Source organism: Nocardioides malaquae (assembly GCF_015070385.1).
Lineage (GTDB): Bacteria > Actinomycetota > Actinomycetes > Propionibacteriales > Nocardioidaceae > Nocardioides > Nocardioides malaquae.
In genome coordinates, this window is the sequence record NZ_JADCSA010000012.1 from 102918 (window position 1) to 118438 (window position 15521).

At 72.6% G+C, this 15521-nt stretch carries 18 protein-coding genes; 17 read left to right on the plus strand and 1 reads right to left on the minus strand.

Annotation, left to right across the window (positions count from 1 at the left end; genetic code table 11):
- The first annotated feature begins 1 nt into the window (after nt 1).
- From IEQ44_RS12620 to IEQ44_RS12670, 11 genes are all read left to right on the plus strand, one after another.
- Nucleotides 2-1063: a zinc-dependent metalloprotease gene (locus IEQ44_RS12620; RefSeq protein ID WP_227487395.1), complete on the plus strand. Its 1062-nt coding sequence runs from the start codon at nt 2-4 to the stop codon at nt 1061-1063.
- Nucleotides 1064-1087: 24 nt separating this feature from the next.
- A complete protein-coding gene (gene tilS / locus IEQ44_RS12625) occupies nt 1088-2068 on the plus strand; it encodes a tRNA lysidine(34) synthetase TilS (RefSeq protein WP_193638813.1) in 981 nt (326 codons plus the stop codon).
- 30 nt (nt 2069-2098) lie between these two features.
- Nucleotides 2099-2650 carry a hypoxanthine phosphoribosyltransferase gene (gene hpt / locus IEQ44_RS12630; protein WP_193638814.1) on the plus strand — a complete coding sequence of 184 codons (552 nt, stop codon included), beginning with the start codon at nt 2099-2101 and terminating at the stop codon, nt 2648-2650.
- 43 nt (nt 2651-2693) lie between these two features.
- Nucleotides 2694-3302, plus strand: a complete 609-nt coding sequence (locus IEQ44_RS12635) for a hypothetical protein (RefSeq protein WP_193638815.1) — start codon at nt 2694-2696, stop codon at nt 3300-3302.
- 206 nt (nt 3303-3508) lie between these two features.
- The gene (ftsH, locus tag IEQ44_RS12640) at nt 3509-5602 is read left to right on the plus strand and encodes an ATP-dependent zinc metalloprotease FtsH (protein ID WP_193638816.1); all 2094 of its coding nucleotides are present in this window, start codon (nt 3509-3511) and stop codon (nt 5600-5602) included.
- The gene (folE, locus tag IEQ44_RS12645) at nt 5602-6219 is read left to right on the plus strand and encodes a GTP cyclohydrolase I FolE (protein WP_193638817.1); all 618 of its coding nucleotides are present in this window, start codon (nt 5602-5604) and stop codon (nt 6217-6219) included. The genes ftsH and folE overlap by 1 nt, the downstream gene beginning before the upstream one ends.
- On the plus strand, nt 6216-7088 hold the full coding sequence (folP, locus tag IEQ44_RS12650) for a dihydropteroate synthase (RefSeq protein WP_438861851.1): 873 nt from the start codon (nt 6216-6218) through the stop codon (nt 7086-7088). The genes folE and folP overlap by 4 nt, the downstream gene beginning before the upstream one ends.
- Nucleotides 7085-7468: a dihydroneopterin aldolase gene (gene folB / locus IEQ44_RS12655; RefSeq protein WP_193638818.1), complete on the plus strand. Its 384-nt coding sequence runs from the start codon at nt 7085-7087 to the stop codon at nt 7466-7468. The genes folP and folB overlap by 4 nt, the downstream gene beginning before the upstream one ends.
- Entirely contained in the window at nt 7465-8034 is a 570-nt protein-coding gene (gene folK / locus IEQ44_RS12660) for a 2-amino-4-hydroxy-6-hydroxymethyldihydropteridine diphosphokinase (RefSeq protein ID WP_193638819.1), read from the plus strand. Before folB ends, folK begins: the two co-directional genes overlap by 4 nt.
- Nucleotides 8035-8041: 7 nt before the next feature.
- Nucleotides 8042-8569: a DUF3180 domain-containing protein gene (locus IEQ44_RS12665; protein ID WP_193638820.1), complete on the plus strand. Its 528-nt coding sequence runs from the start codon at nt 8042-8044 to the stop codon at nt 8567-8569.
- Between the two features lie 10 nt (nt 8570-8579).
- The gene (locus IEQ44_RS12670; protein WP_193638821.1) at nt 8580-9179 is read left to right on the plus strand and encodes a hypothetical protein; all 600 of its coding nucleotides are present in this window, start codon (nt 8580-8582) and stop codon (nt 9177-9179) included.
- A 58-nt stretch (nt 9180-9237) separates the two neighbouring features.
- Here IEQ44_RS12670 and IEQ44_RS12675 read toward each other — a convergent pair whose 3' ends face one another.
- On the minus strand, nt 9238-10416 hold the full coding sequence (locus IEQ44_RS12675; protein ID WP_193638822.1) for a glycosyltransferase family 2 protein: 1179 nt from the start codon (nt 10414-10416) through the stop codon (nt 9238-9240).
- Nucleotides 10417-10457: 41 nt separating this feature from the next.
- Here IEQ44_RS12675 and IEQ44_RS12680 point away from each other — a divergent pair, with 41 nt between their 5' ends.
- From IEQ44_RS12680 to IEQ44_RS12705, 6 genes are all read left to right on the plus strand, one after another.
- Nucleotides 10458-11609: a sulfotransferase family protein gene (locus IEQ44_RS12680; RefSeq protein ID WP_193638823.1), complete on the plus strand. Its 1152-nt coding sequence runs from the start codon at nt 10458-10460 to the stop codon at nt 11607-11609.
- Between the two features lie 5 nt (nt 11610-11614).
- The gene (locus IEQ44_RS12685) at nt 11615-12556 is read left to right on the plus strand and encodes a glycosyltransferase family protein (RefSeq protein ID WP_319804661.1); all 942 of its coding nucleotides are present in this window, start codon (nt 11615-11617) and stop codon (nt 12554-12556) included.
- Between the two features lie 178 nt (nt 12557-12734).
- Nucleotides 12735-13643: a Rossmann-like and DUF2520 domain-containing protein gene (locus IEQ44_RS12690; RefSeq protein WP_193638824.1), complete on the plus strand. Its 909-nt coding sequence runs from the start codon at nt 12735-12737 to the stop codon at nt 13641-13643.
- Nucleotides 13640-14599: a pantoate--beta-alanine ligase gene (gene panC / locus IEQ44_RS12695; protein ID WP_193638825.1), complete on the plus strand. Its 960-nt coding sequence runs from the start codon at nt 13640-13642 to the stop codon at nt 14597-14599. Before IEQ44_RS12690 ends, panC begins: the two co-directional genes overlap by 4 nt.
- Nucleotides 14599-15015 (plus strand): aspartate 1-decarboxylase, encoded by a 417-nt coding sequence (gene panD, locus IEQ44_RS12700; protein ID WP_193638826.1) that lies wholly within the window; start codon nt 14599-14601, stop codon nt 15013-15015. The genes panC and panD overlap by 1 nt, the downstream gene beginning before the upstream one ends.
- A 22-nt stretch (nt 15016-15037) precedes the next feature.
- Nucleotides 15038-15521, plus strand: a 484-nt coding sequence (locus IEQ44_RS12705) for an FAD-dependent oxidoreductase (RefSeq protein ID WP_193638827.1), incomplete at its 3' end; no start/stop codon positions are given.

Consider the following 15521-nt stretch of genomic DNA (forward strand, 5'->3'; position numbering starts at 1 on the left):
CATGACGGAGAACGCCGGCGGGTCCGCGCAGATGGTCGACTGGGAGTTCGCCGCGACCGTGGGGGCGCGCACGGCGCCGGCTCCCCCCCAGGTGGCGGCCCACGAGGCCGAGGCGACCGTGCGCGAACTGCGCGAGGGCGCCCGTCGCTCGACCGACCTGGTGCGCGACTTCACCGGCCTGGAGGCGGGCGGTGGCCCCGAGGCCCCGGTGCTGGTGGTCGACCGGCCCGGTTGGATCCGCGCCAACACCGAGTCGTTCGCCTCCCTGATGGATCCCCTGGTCGAGAAGCTGACCCAGAAGCGGGGGGCGCCCCGGCCGGGCAGCGTGACCCACGCGGTCGGGTCGCGGGTCACCGGCGCGGAGGTGGGCGGACTGCTCTCCTTCCTCTCCTCCAAGGTGCTGGGCCAGTTCGACCCCTTCCACGGCGAGGCCGGCCGGCTGCTGCTGGTCGCGCCCAACCTGGTGCACCTGGAGCGCGAGCTCGAGGTCGACCCCACCGACTTCCGGCTCTGGGTCTGCCTGCACGAGGAGACCCATCGGGTGCAGTTCACCGCCGTGCCGTGGATGCGTGAGCACCTGCGTGGGTTGGTCGGTGAGGCCAGCGGTTCGGTGGACCCCCAGATCGTGCTGGGCGACCTCGTCAAGCGGGTCGCGCAGGTGGCCCGTGGCGAGGCGAAGGACAACTCGCTGGTCGAGCTGCTGAGCAGCCCGGAGCAGCGCGAGCTGCTCGACCGGGTCACCGGTGTGATGTCGCTGCTCGAGGGGCACGCCGACGTGGTGATGGACGGCGTCGGACCGTCGGTGATCCCGTCGGTGCGACAGATCCGTCGCAAGTTCACGACGCGTCGCGCCGGCCTGGGCACCGTCGACCGGATGGTGCGCCGGCTGCTGGGCCTCGACGCCAAGATGGCGCAGTACCGCGACGGGGCCGTCTTCGTCCGTGAGGTCGTCGACACCGTTGGCATGGAGGGCTTCAACGCCGTGTGGAGCGGGCCTGAGGCGCTGCCGTCGCGGGCCGAGATCCACGACCCGGCGACGTGGGTCGCCCGGGTGCACGGATGAGCAGGGTCCACGGGTGAGCGCGCCATGAGGCTGCACCCCGCGGTCGCGGCGGTGCGCCGGGGCGTACGCCAGTGCCTCGCCGACCTGCCGCCTGCCGACGACCGGGTGGTGCTCGTGGCCTGCAGCGGCGGCGCGGACTCGCTCGCCCTGCTGGCGGCGACCGTCTTCGAGGCTCGTGCGAGCGGCGACCGGGTGGTCGGTGTGACCGTCGACCACGGGTTGCAGGAAGGATCGACTGACCAGGCCCGCCACACGGTCGCGCAGATGCAGGCGCTGGGCGCCGACGAGACGTTCGCGGTCTCCGTCACCGTCGAGGGCGCCGGGCAGGGCCCCGAGGCCGCCGCCCGGCAGGCGCGCTACGCCGTGCTCGACCAGGTCGCCGACCGGGTCGGGGCGGGCGCGATCCTGCTGGGGCACACCCTCGACGACCAGGCCGAGACGGTGCTGCTCGGGTTGACCCGCGGCAGCGGCGGCCGCTCGATCGCGGGGATGCGACGCGGCTTCGACCGCTACCGTCGCCCGCTGCTCGACGTCCGGCGGGAGGAGACGGAGGCGGCGTGCGTGGCCGAGGGCATCGCCTTCTGGAGCGACCCGCACAACGCTGACCCCCGCTTCCTGCGCTCGCGGGTGCGCCTGGACGTGATGCCGGTGCTCGAGGACCACCTCGGACCCGGGGTCGCGGAGACGCTGGCGCGCACCGCCGACTCCCTGCGCACCGACATGGAGGCGCTCGACGAGCTCACCGAGGAGTGGTTGACCCGCGCCGACGCGCTGCAGGTCGCCGCCCTCGCGACCCTGCCCACGGCCGTACGCCGTCGCGTGCTGCGCGCGGCTGCCGTGCGGGCGGGCGCCCTCGACGCCGAGCTCTTCCACTCCCACGTGCTCGCCACCGACGAGCTCGTCACCGCGTGGCGGGGCCAGAAGTGGATCGACCTGCCGGGTCACCTGAGGGCCCTGAGGCGTGACGGAGCGGTGGTGTTCGAGGGCTCGATGCCGGCCGACTGAGGCCCGGCGCTGCCTGTATCGTCAGGGCGCATGGAGTCCTCCCACGTCGAAGACGATCTGGTCAACATCCTCTTCACCGAGGCGCAGATCCAGGAACGGCTCGCCGAGATGGCCGTCCGGATCGCCGAGGACTACGAGGGCCGCGACCTGCTGGTCGTGGGCGTGCTGCGCGGCGCCGTCATGGTGATGGCCGACCTGGCCCGCGCCCTGCCCCGCCACGTCGAGATGGACTGGATGGCGATCTCCTCCTACGGCTCCGGCACGAAGTCGTCGGGCGTGGTGCGCATCCTCAAGGACCTCGACACCGACATCTCGGGTCGCCACGTGCTCGTGGTCGACGAGATCATCGACACCGGCCTGACCCTGTCGTGGCTGGTCAACTCCCTGGGCACCCGCAACCCGGCCTCGGTGGAGATCGCCACCCTGCTGCGCAAGCCGGAGGCGCTGTCGATGCCGGTGGAGCCGAAGTACGTCGGCTGGGACATCCCCAACGAGTTCGTCGTCGGCTACGGCCTGGACTTCAACGAGAAGTACCGCAACCTGCGCGACATCGGCACGCTGGCGCCGCACGTCTACTCCTGAGGCGGAGCAGGCACGCAAGGGCGCAATCCGTGGTTTCGACGGCATGAGCGCACGTCGCGTCGGGAAGAGCGCGTTGTTCGCCCCCCTCCTGGTCCTGGCGATGTCGTGCTCGTCCCCTCCGGAAAACCGCGCGGAATCCGGACCCCTCGAGTTCTACATGGGGGCCGGCGGCTCGGCCATCAATGCCCAGGACACACCCACATGGTGGGGGACCGTCGGACTCCCCCTGTGCTCGACTGAGCCAGTCACCATCGAACGCGTCGAGGTCGTGTGGTCAGGCGGCATCCTGGCGCAGGAGGAGTGGTTGTACGCCAGCCCTCGCGGGAGTCGCGAGGACGGCACGCACCGTCGGTTCGGCGCCGGCCCCGGCAAGCCGCCCACCATTCACGGCATGGACGACATGGACGAGTGGGTGGAGCCCGCACAGGGCACGCGGGTGGAGGCGCTTCCCTGTGACGTCGACGAACGCGCTGGCCGTTTTGCCGACCTGCTGGTGGCTGGCAGGACGGACGATCGCGGAGCGAAGGTGGAGCGGGTGTCGATCCTCTACACGACCGGTGACGGACAGAGCCATTCCGCCAGCACCTCTCGGTGGCAGATCACCTTGTGCGGCACCGAGATGCTCCAGGACCCGGACGACGGATGTTCCTAGCCTCGATCCTCCGTCCCTCATGCCTGAAGGCTGGTGACCTGCACGGATCGGTCGACGACCAGTGACGTGGCGACCGGTCATTTCGCTCTGCCTGCGAGAATGACCTCCGCGGTGGTGACTGCTGCCGGCGCCCGACCGTCGTGGGCGTCGACGTGTAGCGTCACCGACGTCTCCTGGTCGGTCGACGTGAGAGTGGAAAGAAGCCTGTGAAGCGCATTGTCAAGGGCCCCTGGCTGTGGGTCGTGCTGGCGGCCCTCGGTGTGCTGCTGGCCATCCAGATCTTCGCGCCCGGCGACGGGCACGACGAGATCACCACCTCGCAGATGAACGCCTACATCGCCGAGGGGCAGGTCGACGAGATCACCTTCGTCGACGGCGACCAGGAGATCCGCGCGACGCTCGACGAGGGCGTACGCGACGGCAACGACCAGGTGATGGCCTTCTGGCTGTCGAACACCCAGGACGACATCGAGCGCGCCGTGCAGCGCCAGGTCGAGGCCGGCGAGATCTCGGAATACACCACCGAGGTGCCGAAGCCGAGCGTGCTGGGCTCGCTGCTGATCACCCTGCTGCCCTTCGTGCTGATCGTGCTGATCTTCCTGTTCCTGATGAACCAGGCCCAGGGCGGTGGCGGTCGCGGGGTCATGCAGTTCGCCAAGTCGAAGGCGAAGCTGATCACCAAGGACATGCCGAAGACCACGTTCGCCGACGTGGCCGGCGCCGAGGAGGCGCTCGAGGAGCTCAGCGAGATCAAGGAGTTCCTCGCCGAGCCCGCGAAGTTCCAGGCCGTGGGCGCCAAGATCCCCAAGGGCGTGCTGCTCTACGGCCCGCCCGGCACCGGCAAGACCCTGCTCGCGCGCGCCGTCGCCGGCGAGGCAGGCGTGCCCTTCTACTCGATCTCCGGCTCCGACTTCGTCGAGATGTTCGTCGGCGTGGGTGCCTCCCGCGTGCGCGACCTCTTCGAGCAGGCCAAGGAGAACGCGCCCGCGATCGTCTTCATCGACGAGATCGACGCCGTCGGCCGCCACCGCGGCGCCGGCATGGGCGGCGGCCACGACGAGCGTGAGCAGACCCTCAACCAGCTGCTCGTCGAGATGGACGGCTTCGACGTGCGCGGCGGCGTCATCCTCATCGCCGCCACCAACCGACCCGACGTGCTCGACCCCGCGCTGCTGCGTCCGGGCCGCTTCGACCGCCAGATCCAGGTCGACGCCCCCAACCTCGACGGACGCCACAAGATCCTCCAGGTGCACTCGCGCGGCAAGCCGATCGCCGACGACATCGACCTGCGCTCCGTCGCCCGTCGCACGCCCGGCTTCACCGGCGCCGACCTGGCCAACGTGCTCAACGAGGCGGCGCTGCTCACCGCCCGCAGCGACGCGAAGCTGATCACCAACGCCTCGCTCGACGAGGCGATCGACCGCGTGATCGCCGGTCCGCAGCGGCGTACGCGTCTGATGAGCGAGCACGAGAAGCTCGTCACCGCCTACCACGAGGGCGGCCACGCCCTCGTCGCCGCGGCGCTGCCCGGCACCGACCCGGTGCACAAGGTGACGATCCTGCCGCGCGGACGCGCGCTGGGCTACACGATGGTGCTGCCCGACGAGGACAAGTACTCCCAGACCCGCAGCGAGATGCTCGACAAGCTGGCTTACATGCTTGGTGGCCGCGCCGCGGAGGAGCTCGTCTTCCACGACCCCACCACCGGCGCCGGCAACGACATCGAGAAGGCCACCAGCGTGGCCCGCGCGATGGTCACCCAGTACGGCATGTCCGAGACGCTGGGAGCCGTCAAGCTCGGCTCCAACAACTCCGAGCCCTTCCTGGGCCGCGACATGGGCCACAGCCGCGACTACTCCGAGTCGGTGGCCGCCCAGGTCGACGCCGAGGTCCGGGCCCTGCTCGACACCGCCCACCACGAGGCCTTCGAGATCCTCGACGAGAACCGCGACGTCCTCGACGCCCTCGTGCTGGCCCTGATGGACCGCGAGACGCTCGACAAGGCCGAGGTCGCCGAGATCTTCGAGCCCCTGCGTCGCCGGCCCGTGCGTCCCGCGTGGACGGGCTCCGAGCGCCGCGTGCCCTCGACCCTGCCCCCGGTGGAGGTGCCGCAGCACGTGCGTGAGCGCGACGCCGCGGCGCTCTCCGCCCTGGGCGTCAACGTCGACGCCGGTGAGCAGGAGGGTGGTGTCGTCATCACGCCGCCCGGCCCCGGCGGCGACGTGCACGGCGACCCCGGGGTCGACCCCGGCCCGGACACCCAGCCCGGACCGCCCAGCCACCCCACGGAGCAGTCCTGATGACCGACCCCGTCGTCCTCGTCGAACGCGATCCCGACGAGGTGCCCGACTTCGACCACGCGCGTGCCGAGGCCGCGGTGCGCGAGCTGCTCGCCGCGATGGGGGAGGACGTCGACCGCGAGGGCCTGCGCGACACGCCAGCACGCGTCGCCCGGGCGTACGCCGAGCTCACCGTCGGCCTGCGCCAGCGCCCCGAGGAGGTGCTGACCACCACCTTCGACCTCGGGCACGACGAGATGGTGCTGGTCCGTGACATCGAGCTGTGGTCGATGTGCGAGCACCACCTGGTGCCCTTCACCGGGGTGGCGCACGTCGGCTACATCCCGGCCGAGAGCGGCAAGATCACCGGTCTCTCCAAGCTGGCCCGGCTCGTCGACGTCTACGCCAAGCGCCCCCAGGTGCAGGAGCGGCTCACCACCCAGGTCGCCGACGCGATGACCGGCATCCTGGACGCCCGCGGCGTCATCGTGGTCATCGAGGCCGAGCACCTGTGCATGACGATGCGCGGCGTCCGCAAGGCCGGCGCCCGCACCATCACCTCCGCCGTCCGCGGCCAGATGCGTGACGCCGTCACCCGCACGGAGGCGATGGCCCTGATCCGGTCCGGGACGCGGTGACCCCGGCGCTGCCGCTGCCCACCCCCGGCCGACCCGGCCCGGTGGTGATGGGCATCGTCAACGTCACCCCCGACTCCTTCAGCGACGGTGGGCGCTTCGCCAGCACCGAGCTGGCCCTCGCCCACGGCGCGGACCTCGTGGCGGCCGGCGCCGACCTGCTGGACGTGGGCGGGGAGTCGACCCGTCCGGGTGCGACCCGACCGGTGCCGGCCGAGGAGCTCGACCGGGTGGTGCCGGTCATCACCGAGCTCGCCGCCCAGGGGGCGGTCGTCTCCGTGGACACCATGCGGGCCGAGGTCGCCGCCGCCTCCGTCGCCGCCGGCGCCCACGTCGTCAACGACGTCAGCGGCGGGCTGGCGGACCCCGAGATGTTCGACGTGGTCGCCCAGACCGGCGCCGTCCTCGTGCTGATGCACTGGCGCGCCCACTCCACCGAGATGCAGCGCGGCACCTTCACCCACTACCCCTCCGGCGTGGTCGAGGGCGTCCGCGCCGAGCTCGCCGCCCGCGTCGAGGTGGCGCTGGCTGCGGGCGTACGCGAGGAGCAGCTGGTGCTCGACCCGGGGCTGGGCTTCGCGAAGACCGCCGAGCAGAACTGGGAGCTGCTGCAGGGTCTGGGCGCCGTCGAGGCCCTGGGATTCCCGGTGCTGGTGGGCGCCTCGCGCAAGAGCTTCCTGGGCAGCCTGCTGGCCGCTCCCGACGGCACCCCCCGTCCGGTCGACCGCCGCGAGCACGCCGGGGTCGCGCTGTCGCTCCTGCTCGCCGCCCGCGGGGTGTGGGGGTTGCGCGTCCACGACGTGGAGGCCACGGTGGACGCCCTGGACGTCTGGCGCCGCCTCGGCGCACCCGCCGAGGGAGGAGCACGATGACGCAGCCCACCACCGACGAGCTCACCGTCACCGGGATCGAGTGCTTCGGGCACCACGGGGTCTTCGACTTCGAGCGACGCGAGGGTCAGGTCTTCGTGGTCGACCTGACCCTGGGCATCGACACCCGCCAGGCAGCCGCCAGTGACGACCTCGCCGACACCGAGCACTACGGTGTCCTCGTCGACCGCGTCAAAGCTGCGGTCGAGTCGGACCCCGTCGACCTGATCGAAACCCTGGCCGCGCGGATCGCCGACGTCGCCCTGACCGGCGACCGTGTTGAATGGGCCCGAGTGACCGTGCACAAACCGAGTGCGCCGATCCAGGCCACGTTCGCAGATGTGACCCTGAGCATCACGAGGACGAAGAGGACCGAACAGTGACCGAGACGCCCAACCCGCACATCATCGACGCCGACGCCCTCACCGGGGAGATGCACCCGATCCGCCGCGTGGTCGTCTCGCTGGGGTCCAACCTGGGCGACCGCCTGGGTGCCCTGCAGGGTGCGGTCGACGCCCTCGCCGACACCCCGGACGTCTGGTTGACCAGCGTCTCCTCCGTCTACGAGACCGAGCCGGTCGACGCGCCCGAGGGCTCCGACCCCTACCTCAACGCCGTCGTCCTGCTGGACACGACGCTCCCGGCCCACCGGCTCATGGAGCGGGCGCTGACCGTGGAGGTCGCCTTCGACCGTGAGCGCGACGACGTGCGCAACGCCCCGCGCACCCTCGACATCGACCTGATCCAGATCGGTGACCGTCGCGCCAACGACGACATGCTGGTCCTGCCGCACCCGCGCGCAGCCGAGCGGGCCTTCGTCCTGGTGCCGTGGCACGAGCTGGAGGCCGACGCGGTGCTCCTCGACCACGGCCCTGTCGCCGAGCTCCTCGCCCAGGTCGACGCCAGCGGAGTGGTGAAGCGCGAGGACATCGCCCTCGAGCTGCCGTGACCTCCCGGTGAGGGACGACCACCCGGTCCACGACCCCGACGACGGGTCCGACGAGGCCGACGGGCCCGGCGCGGAGCTGTCGTCGCGTCACCTCGAGCCTCTCCCCGCCGGGCCGCTGGTGGCGGTGGCGGTGGTCGGCGCGGTGCTGGGGCGCCTCCTGCGGGTGGTGGCCGACGCCGTGGACACCGCGGCTCCCGTCTCGTGGCTCCAGGTGGGGGCACTGGCCTTCCTCGCCGCGGCCCTGGGTGGGGTGGCGGTGCACACCCGGCGTCAGGTGCGCAGCACCGCGGTCACCCTCGACCCCGAGCGCATGGTCAACCGTCTGGTGCTGGCGCGCGCCGCGACCGTCGTCGGGGCCCTGCTGGCCGGCGGCTACGTCGGCTACGGACTCTCCTGGCTCGACGCGCACCCCGACCTCGTCGTCCCCCGGGTGGGGGTCGCCCTGGCCGCCGCCGTGGCGTCACTCACGGTTCTGGTGGGAGGCAAGTGGCTGGAGTGGGCGTGTCGAGTACCCAAGCGCGACCCTCATCCCTAACCTGAGGGTCATGACTTCCCCGTCGACCCACCCCGCCGCCCGCCGACGTCAGCGCTCCACGCGTGTGACCGTCGCCGTCGGCCTCCTCGTCCTCGCGGCCGTCCTCGTTGTCGGGGCCGTCGCCACTGGCCAGTTCGCGCTGGTCCTCCTCTCCGCCGTCGCCGCGCTCGTCCTGGGAGCCGCCTCCACGCGGATCACCTGGTCCGAGCTGGTGCAGACGCGTCGTGACGCCGCCGCCGACCGGGCCCGCCAGGCCCAGGCCTACCGCGACATCACCGCGCGACGGGCCGCCGAGAACGTCGCCTTCGCCCAGGACATGCGCGCCCGCATCGCCGAGCGCGAAGAGGTCATCGGCCACCTCGAGGTGGAGCTGGGCCGCGCCCTCGAGCGCGCCGCGACCTCCACGCTCAAGATGAGCTCCGAGGCCCGCCGCGCCGACCTGGCCGAGTCGCAGGTCACCCGCCTCACCGAGTCGGTGGAGGAGAGCGAGACCCGCGCCGCCGAGGCGATCGTCCGCGTCGCCGAGCTCGAAGCCGAGCTCGACGGTCTCCGTTCCGAGCTCGACGCCTGGAAGGTCGAGGCCACCCAGGTCGCCCGCAAGCGCGCCTGATCTCCACCCCCGCACGACCGCACGGCCCCCGGAGCACGGCTCCGGGGGCCTGCTGCGTTCAGGGGGCCAGCAGCAGGCGCGCGTGGGGCACTGATCCCGGAGCCAGTACGTCGGCGGGCACGTCGAGCGCGCGGCCGTCGGGCGTCCGCGGCACCGGCCGCCCCGCCAGGCCCTTCACGTAGGTCACGAAGGCCGCGGCGTCGTCGCGCCGGTCCTCGGTGACCAGCCAGGCCGCCAGCCGCATCGCGGGGGAGAGGATCGACCCGGTCAGGTCGTGCCCGGTGCGTCCCTCAGGGCCCCAGAACTCGTCGATGCCGGCGCGCAGGCTCTCCCACCACGCGTCGTCGCACTCCGGCACGGCGTGCAGGTAGACCCACAGGTCGCCGGGGAGCACGCGGGTCGCGAAGACCCGGGTGACGGCCGCGTCGCCGTGCTCCAGCACGGAGGTCAGGGACATCCGCTTGGTGGCCCACCGGTCGTGCAGGTCGGTCAGGGAGCCGCGCTGCTGGGTGATCGACGAGCCGTCCTCGCGCACCTGCCAGTGGTAGACGACGTGGCCGGTGACGTCGAAGCGGCCGGCGAGGAAGGCCCGGGTGGTGGTCGGCTGGTCCTCGTAGCGCACGCCCTCGGGCCAGGCGAGCTGCTCGGTCTCCCAGAAGGAGCGGCGGAACATCTTGTTGTGGGCGAAGACGTCTCCCAGGATCTCGGGGTGCTCCTCGACCCGGATGCCGGTCCGCTCGTCTGCGTGAAGCCGGGCCATCCACCGCGGCACGACCGCGCCGGCGCCGGCGGGGGGCGCGGCCTCGACGCGCAGCAGGCAGGAGGCGACGAAGTCGGAGCCCGACGCCTCCAGCAGGCCGACCTGGTGGGCGAGCGCGTCGGGCGGCAGCACGTCGTCGGAGTCGACGAAGGAGAGGTAGTCGCCCTCCACCAGCGCCGTGCCCCGGTTGCGGGCGGCGCCCAGGCCGCCGTTGTCGGTGTGCAGCACCCGGATGCGGTCGTCGCGCGCCGCGTACGCCTCGGCGATCTCGCCGCTGCGGTCGGGCGAGCCGTCGTCGACCACGACCGCCTGCCACGCCGTGTGGGTCTGCGCCAGGAGGCTGTCGAGGGTGGCGGGCAGCCACTGCTCGACGCCCCACGCGGGCACCACCACGCCGACGGTCGGGCTTCGGCGCGCAGCAGGGTCCCGCCGAGACTCCGTGCGGTCGTCCGGGCGACGGATCCGGGGCCACTTCATGGCCGCGAGTCTAGGGTGGCGATGCAGTAGGCTCGCCGACTGTGACGCAGGCTCCCTCTCCCCACCCCGACGGCGCGGCAGGGACCCCGGACGGGCCGTCGCGCAAGGTCCTCTTCGTCGCCGGCGCGGGCCGCAGCGGCACCAGCACGCTGGCCGGGATCGTCAGCCGCCTCGGCCTGCACGTGCCGCAGCCCGAGGTCACCGCTGACGAGTCGAACCCCAAGGGCTTCGGCGAGCCGCGCTGGTGCGTCGAGCAGCACGACCGGTGGTTGGCCGAGGTCAACGTGCAGGTCAGCGACGCGCGCCCGTCGGCCTGGCTGGAGACCGGACGCGTGGAGGCCCGTGAGCCCGCGCGGATCAAGGTCGCCGACTGGCTCGAGAGCCACTTCGCCGTCGCTCCCGAGCTGGTGGTGAAGGACCCGCGCCTGAGCTGGTTCCTGGGCCTGTGGCGGGTGGGCGCGCTGCGGGTGGGCGCCGAGCCGGTCTTCGCGACGATGCTGCGGCCCCCCGCCGAGGTGGTCGGCTCCAAGCAGAAGTACTACGCCAACAAGCTGGGCGCCGCACACCTGGCGGCCGGCTGGGTCAACATGCTGCTCCACACCGAGCGCGCGACCCGCGCGGTCGAGGGTGCGACCCCGGGCGCTGGGCGTACGTTCGTGCGTTACTCCGACCTGCTCACCGACTGGGTGCGCACGACCACCGACATGGCCGAGCACCTGCGTCTCGACGCCGTGCTGCACGCCGACTCCGAGGACATCCGCGCGGTCCACCGCTTCGTCGACCCGACCCTGCGTCGGGTCACCGTCACGCTGGCCGACCTCGGCCTGCCCAAGCGGCTGCACGAGCTCACCGAGGAGACCTGGGAGCAGCTCAACCTGCTGACCGACCCGGCCCACGACACCCCCGCGGCGCACGCCGTGCTCGACCAGCTGCGCGAAGGCTACACCGACCTCTACGAGGAGTCGGAGGCGATCGCGCGCTCCACCGCCGTCGCGGCCCGCGGCGACGAGGCGCGCAAGCTGCGCCGGGCCGAGCAGCAGCCCGCGGCGACGTCCGCCCCCGCTGCCCCCGCTGACTCCGCGCCGGCTCCGCACCGTTCGCTGGCCGACCGGGTGCCGCACGAGGTGCGCGCCGCGATCCCTCCGCGCGTACGCCGCGGCCTGCGTCGCGCGCTCGGGCGCGAGCGGGACTGAGCGCCGTGGCGGCCACCCCCCTGGGCGACGGCGAGGGCCTCACCAACCTCGAGGGCCACACCGACTTCGACGTCACGTGGCCCTGGCGACGCGACGAGCCGCTGCGGCGCGGGGCCACCGCCGTGCTGCGCGTGAAGGACGAGGCGCGCAGCCTGGCGTACGTCCTCCCGCCGCTGCTGCGCGCGGTCGACGAGGTGCTCGTGGTCGACAACAACTCCACCGACGGCACCCCCGACGAGGCCCGCAGGGTCGCCGACGAGCTGGGGCGGGCCGACCGGCTGCGGGTGGAGCACTATCCGTTCGACGTCGCCCGCGCCGGCGCGGAGCACCGCGCCACTCCTGAGCGCTCGGTGCACTCGCTGGCCTACTTCTACAACTGGTGCTTCGCGCAGGTCACCACCCGCTACTCCTGGAAGTGGGACGGCGACATGGTGCTCACCCGCGAGGGCGAGCTGTCGATGGGCGCGCTCTCCTGGCAGGTCGGGTCGGCGCAGGCGGTGGTGCGGCTCCCTCGCCACAGCCTCTACGTGGAGTCGTCGCAGCGGGCCTACCTGGACCTCGGGTTGCGCAACGCGGAGGAGTGGGGGTTCCCCGTCGGCCCCGACTACGTGTACACGAAGGCGCCGGAGTGGGAGATCCGCACGACGCCGGAGACCTACCGCGAGCTCGAGCTCCCCCAGGGGCTCTGCGTCGAGCTGAAGTGGCTCGACGGTGACGAGTTCGCCCACTGGAGCGACCCGGAGTCGTTCGCGACCAGCCAGCGCAACCACCGCAAGCGGCGCGAGTGGGAGGTCTTCCACGCGCTGCGGGCGGGCCGGGTGCCCACCGGGGTGGTGCAGGTCGACGCCCCCGCCGGGGTGCACGTGGTCGACCACGTCACGGCCGAGTGGATGCCGCGGGCGCCGCGTCCGTTCCGGGTCGACGACCCACGCCACCGGCGTTCCTGAGCCGCCGGCGGCGACGTCGGGTGGCGCAGGTCACAGGACGGTTCGTTTCCCACGACGGAAGAACGGCGCGTAGTCTCTCGTTGACCACAACGTAGAGCAGTTGTCAGAACACATCGTCTGGTACCCACACCGGTCCCCACGGGGATGGTCGGAGGGACCGAAACGAGAGGTCTGGAAGATGAGCACCACCGTGAAGGTGGGCGTGGTCGGTGCTGGCCGTGTCGGCGCCGTCCTGTCCGCAGCCCTGCGCGCCGCCGGCCACGACGTCGTCGCCGCGGCGGGTGAGTCCGACGCGTCGCGCCGACGCATCGCCGACCTGCTGCCCGGCGTACCGGTCGCGAAGCCCAGCGACGTGGCCCGCAGCTGCGACCTGCTGCTGCTGACCGTGCCCGACGACAGCCTGCACAACGTCGTCTCTGTGCTCGCCGCCGCCGGCGCGCTGCGTCCCGGCCAGCTGGTCGTGCACACCTCCGGATGCCACGGCCTGTCCGTCCTGGCCCCGGCCGCCGAGGTGGGTGCCCGCACGGTGGCCCTGCACCCGGCGATGACCTTCACCGGCACCTCGCGAGACCTGCCCCGTCTGCGCGGCTGCGTCTTCGGCGTGACCGCCCCCGAGGCCGAGCGGGCCACCGCCGAGTCCCTCGTCGCCGACCTCGGTGGCAACGCCACCTGGGTCGCCGAGGAGCACCGCACGCTCTACCACGCAGGCCTGGCCCACGGCGCCAACCACCTGGTCACGGTGGTCACCGAGGCGATGGAGATGCTCCGCGCCGCCGGTGGTGACGACCCCGCCAGCACCCTGCGTCCGCTGCTGCAGGCCGCCCTCGACAACGCGCTGCGCTCCGGCGACGCCGCCCTCACCGGGCCCATCGTGCGCGGTGACGTGGAGACCGTCTCGGCCCACCTGACCGACATCAGCGCCCACGCCCCGCAGGCCCTCGGGTCCTACGTGGCCCTGGCCCGGGCCACCCTGGCCCGGGTGCTGACCGACGGCCGGCAGCTGCCGATCCGCGCCCAGCGCATCACCCGCGCCCTCGACGCCGCCGCCCAGCGGGTCCGTCCCGGCACGACGCAGGAGATCCGGTGACCACCCCGCGTACGCCCGCCGTCGCGCACGACCGCGCCGAGCTGACCGCGCTCCTCGCTGACGCCCGCGCCGCTGGGGCCAAGGTCGGCTTCGTGCCCACCATGGGCGCGCTGCACGAGGGGCACGCCAGCCTGGTGCGTGAGGCCCGCCGCCGCGTCGGTCCCGAGGGCCGCGTCGTGGTGAGCATCTTCGTCAACCCGCTGCAGTTCGCGCCCGGCGAGGACCTCGACCGCTACCCCCGCACGCTGGACGCCGACCTGGCGGTCTGCGCGGCCGAGGGCGTCGACCTCGTCTTCGCGCCCTCGCCGGAGGAGGTCTACCCCGGTGGGGTGCGGGCCGGCGAGACCGACGAGCGCATCACCGTCGACCCGGGTCCGCTGGCCGCCGAGCTCGAGGGCCTCTCGCGTCCCACCCACTTCCGTGGTGTGCTGACCGTGGTCGCCAAGCTCTTCGGCCTGGTGCGCCCCGACGTGGCCGTCTTCGGGGAGAAGGACTACCAGCAGCTGGTGCTCGTCCGGCAGATGGCCGACAACCTCTGCACCGGTGTCGAGGTGGTCGGCGCGGAGACCGTCCGCGAGCCCGACGGCCTGGCGCTGAGCAGCCGCAACCGCTACCTCGACCCCGAGCAGCGTTACCGCGCGACGATGCTCCACCAGACCCTGCGCGCCGCGCAGGAGGTCTCCCGCTGGGGCCTCGACGTCGCGCTGGAGGCAGCGCGGGCCGAGCTGCGCCAGGCCCACCAGGTCGACCTCGACTACCTCGAGTTCCGCCTGCCGGACCTCTCCCCGCTGCCGGAGGTGCTCACCGACGACACCGAGGCACGCGTCCTGATCGCCGCACGGGTCGGCTCCACCCGCCTCATCGACAACCTCCCCCTCGTCCTGGGAGTCCCGCGTCACGTCGCTCGTGCCGCAGCTTCCGCCGCACCTGACGACGCAACCGAAGGAGACAGCTGATGCTGCGCACCATGATGAAGTCCAAGATCCACCGGGCGACCGTCACCCAGGCCGACCTGCACTACGTGGGATCGGTGACCGTCGACGAGGACCTGCTCGACGCCTCCGACATCCTGCCCGGTGAGCTCGTGCACATCGTCGACATCGACAACGGCGCGCGCCTGGAGACCTACACCATCGCCGGCGAGCGCGGCTCGGGCGTCATCGGCATCAACGGTGCCGCCGCCCGCCTCGTGCACCCCGGCGACCTGGTCATCCTCATCGCCTACGGCCAGATGGAGACCGCCGAGGCCAAGGTCTTCGAGCCCAACGTCGTCTTCGTCGACAAGGACAACAAGATCATGGGCACCTCCGCCGACCCCGCCGACACCTTCGGCGCCGACGACCTGGTCCGCGGCGACCTCGTCGCCAACTGAGTCCGCCGGTCCAGGCCCAGCGATGACCGCCCCCGTGCCCGGGCTCGTGCCCGGCCCCGCCCTGCCGGGCCGCCTCACCGCCCCCGAGCCGGGGTGGGTCATCGACGCCGACGTCGTCGTCGTCGGGTCCGGCATCGCCGGGCTGACCGCCGCGCTGCGGCTGCGCCACGCGGTCGGCAAGGTCCTGGTCGTGACCAAGGACGTGCTGGCCGCCGGGTCGACCCAGTGGGCCCAAGGTGGCATCGCCGCCGCCCTCGGACCGGAGGACACCCCCGAGGAGCACGAGCGCGACACGCTCGTCGCTGGCGCGGGAGCCTGCGACGTCGAGGCGGTCCGGGCGCTGGTCAACGAGGGCCCCGAGGCGGTGCGGGAGCTGATCGAGCTCGGCACCAACTTCGACCACCACGAGGGCGAGCTGTCGCTGACCCGCGAGGGTGGCCACCACCGCGACCGGATCGCGCACGCCGGCGGCGACGCCACGGGCGCGGAGATCCAGCGGGCGCTGA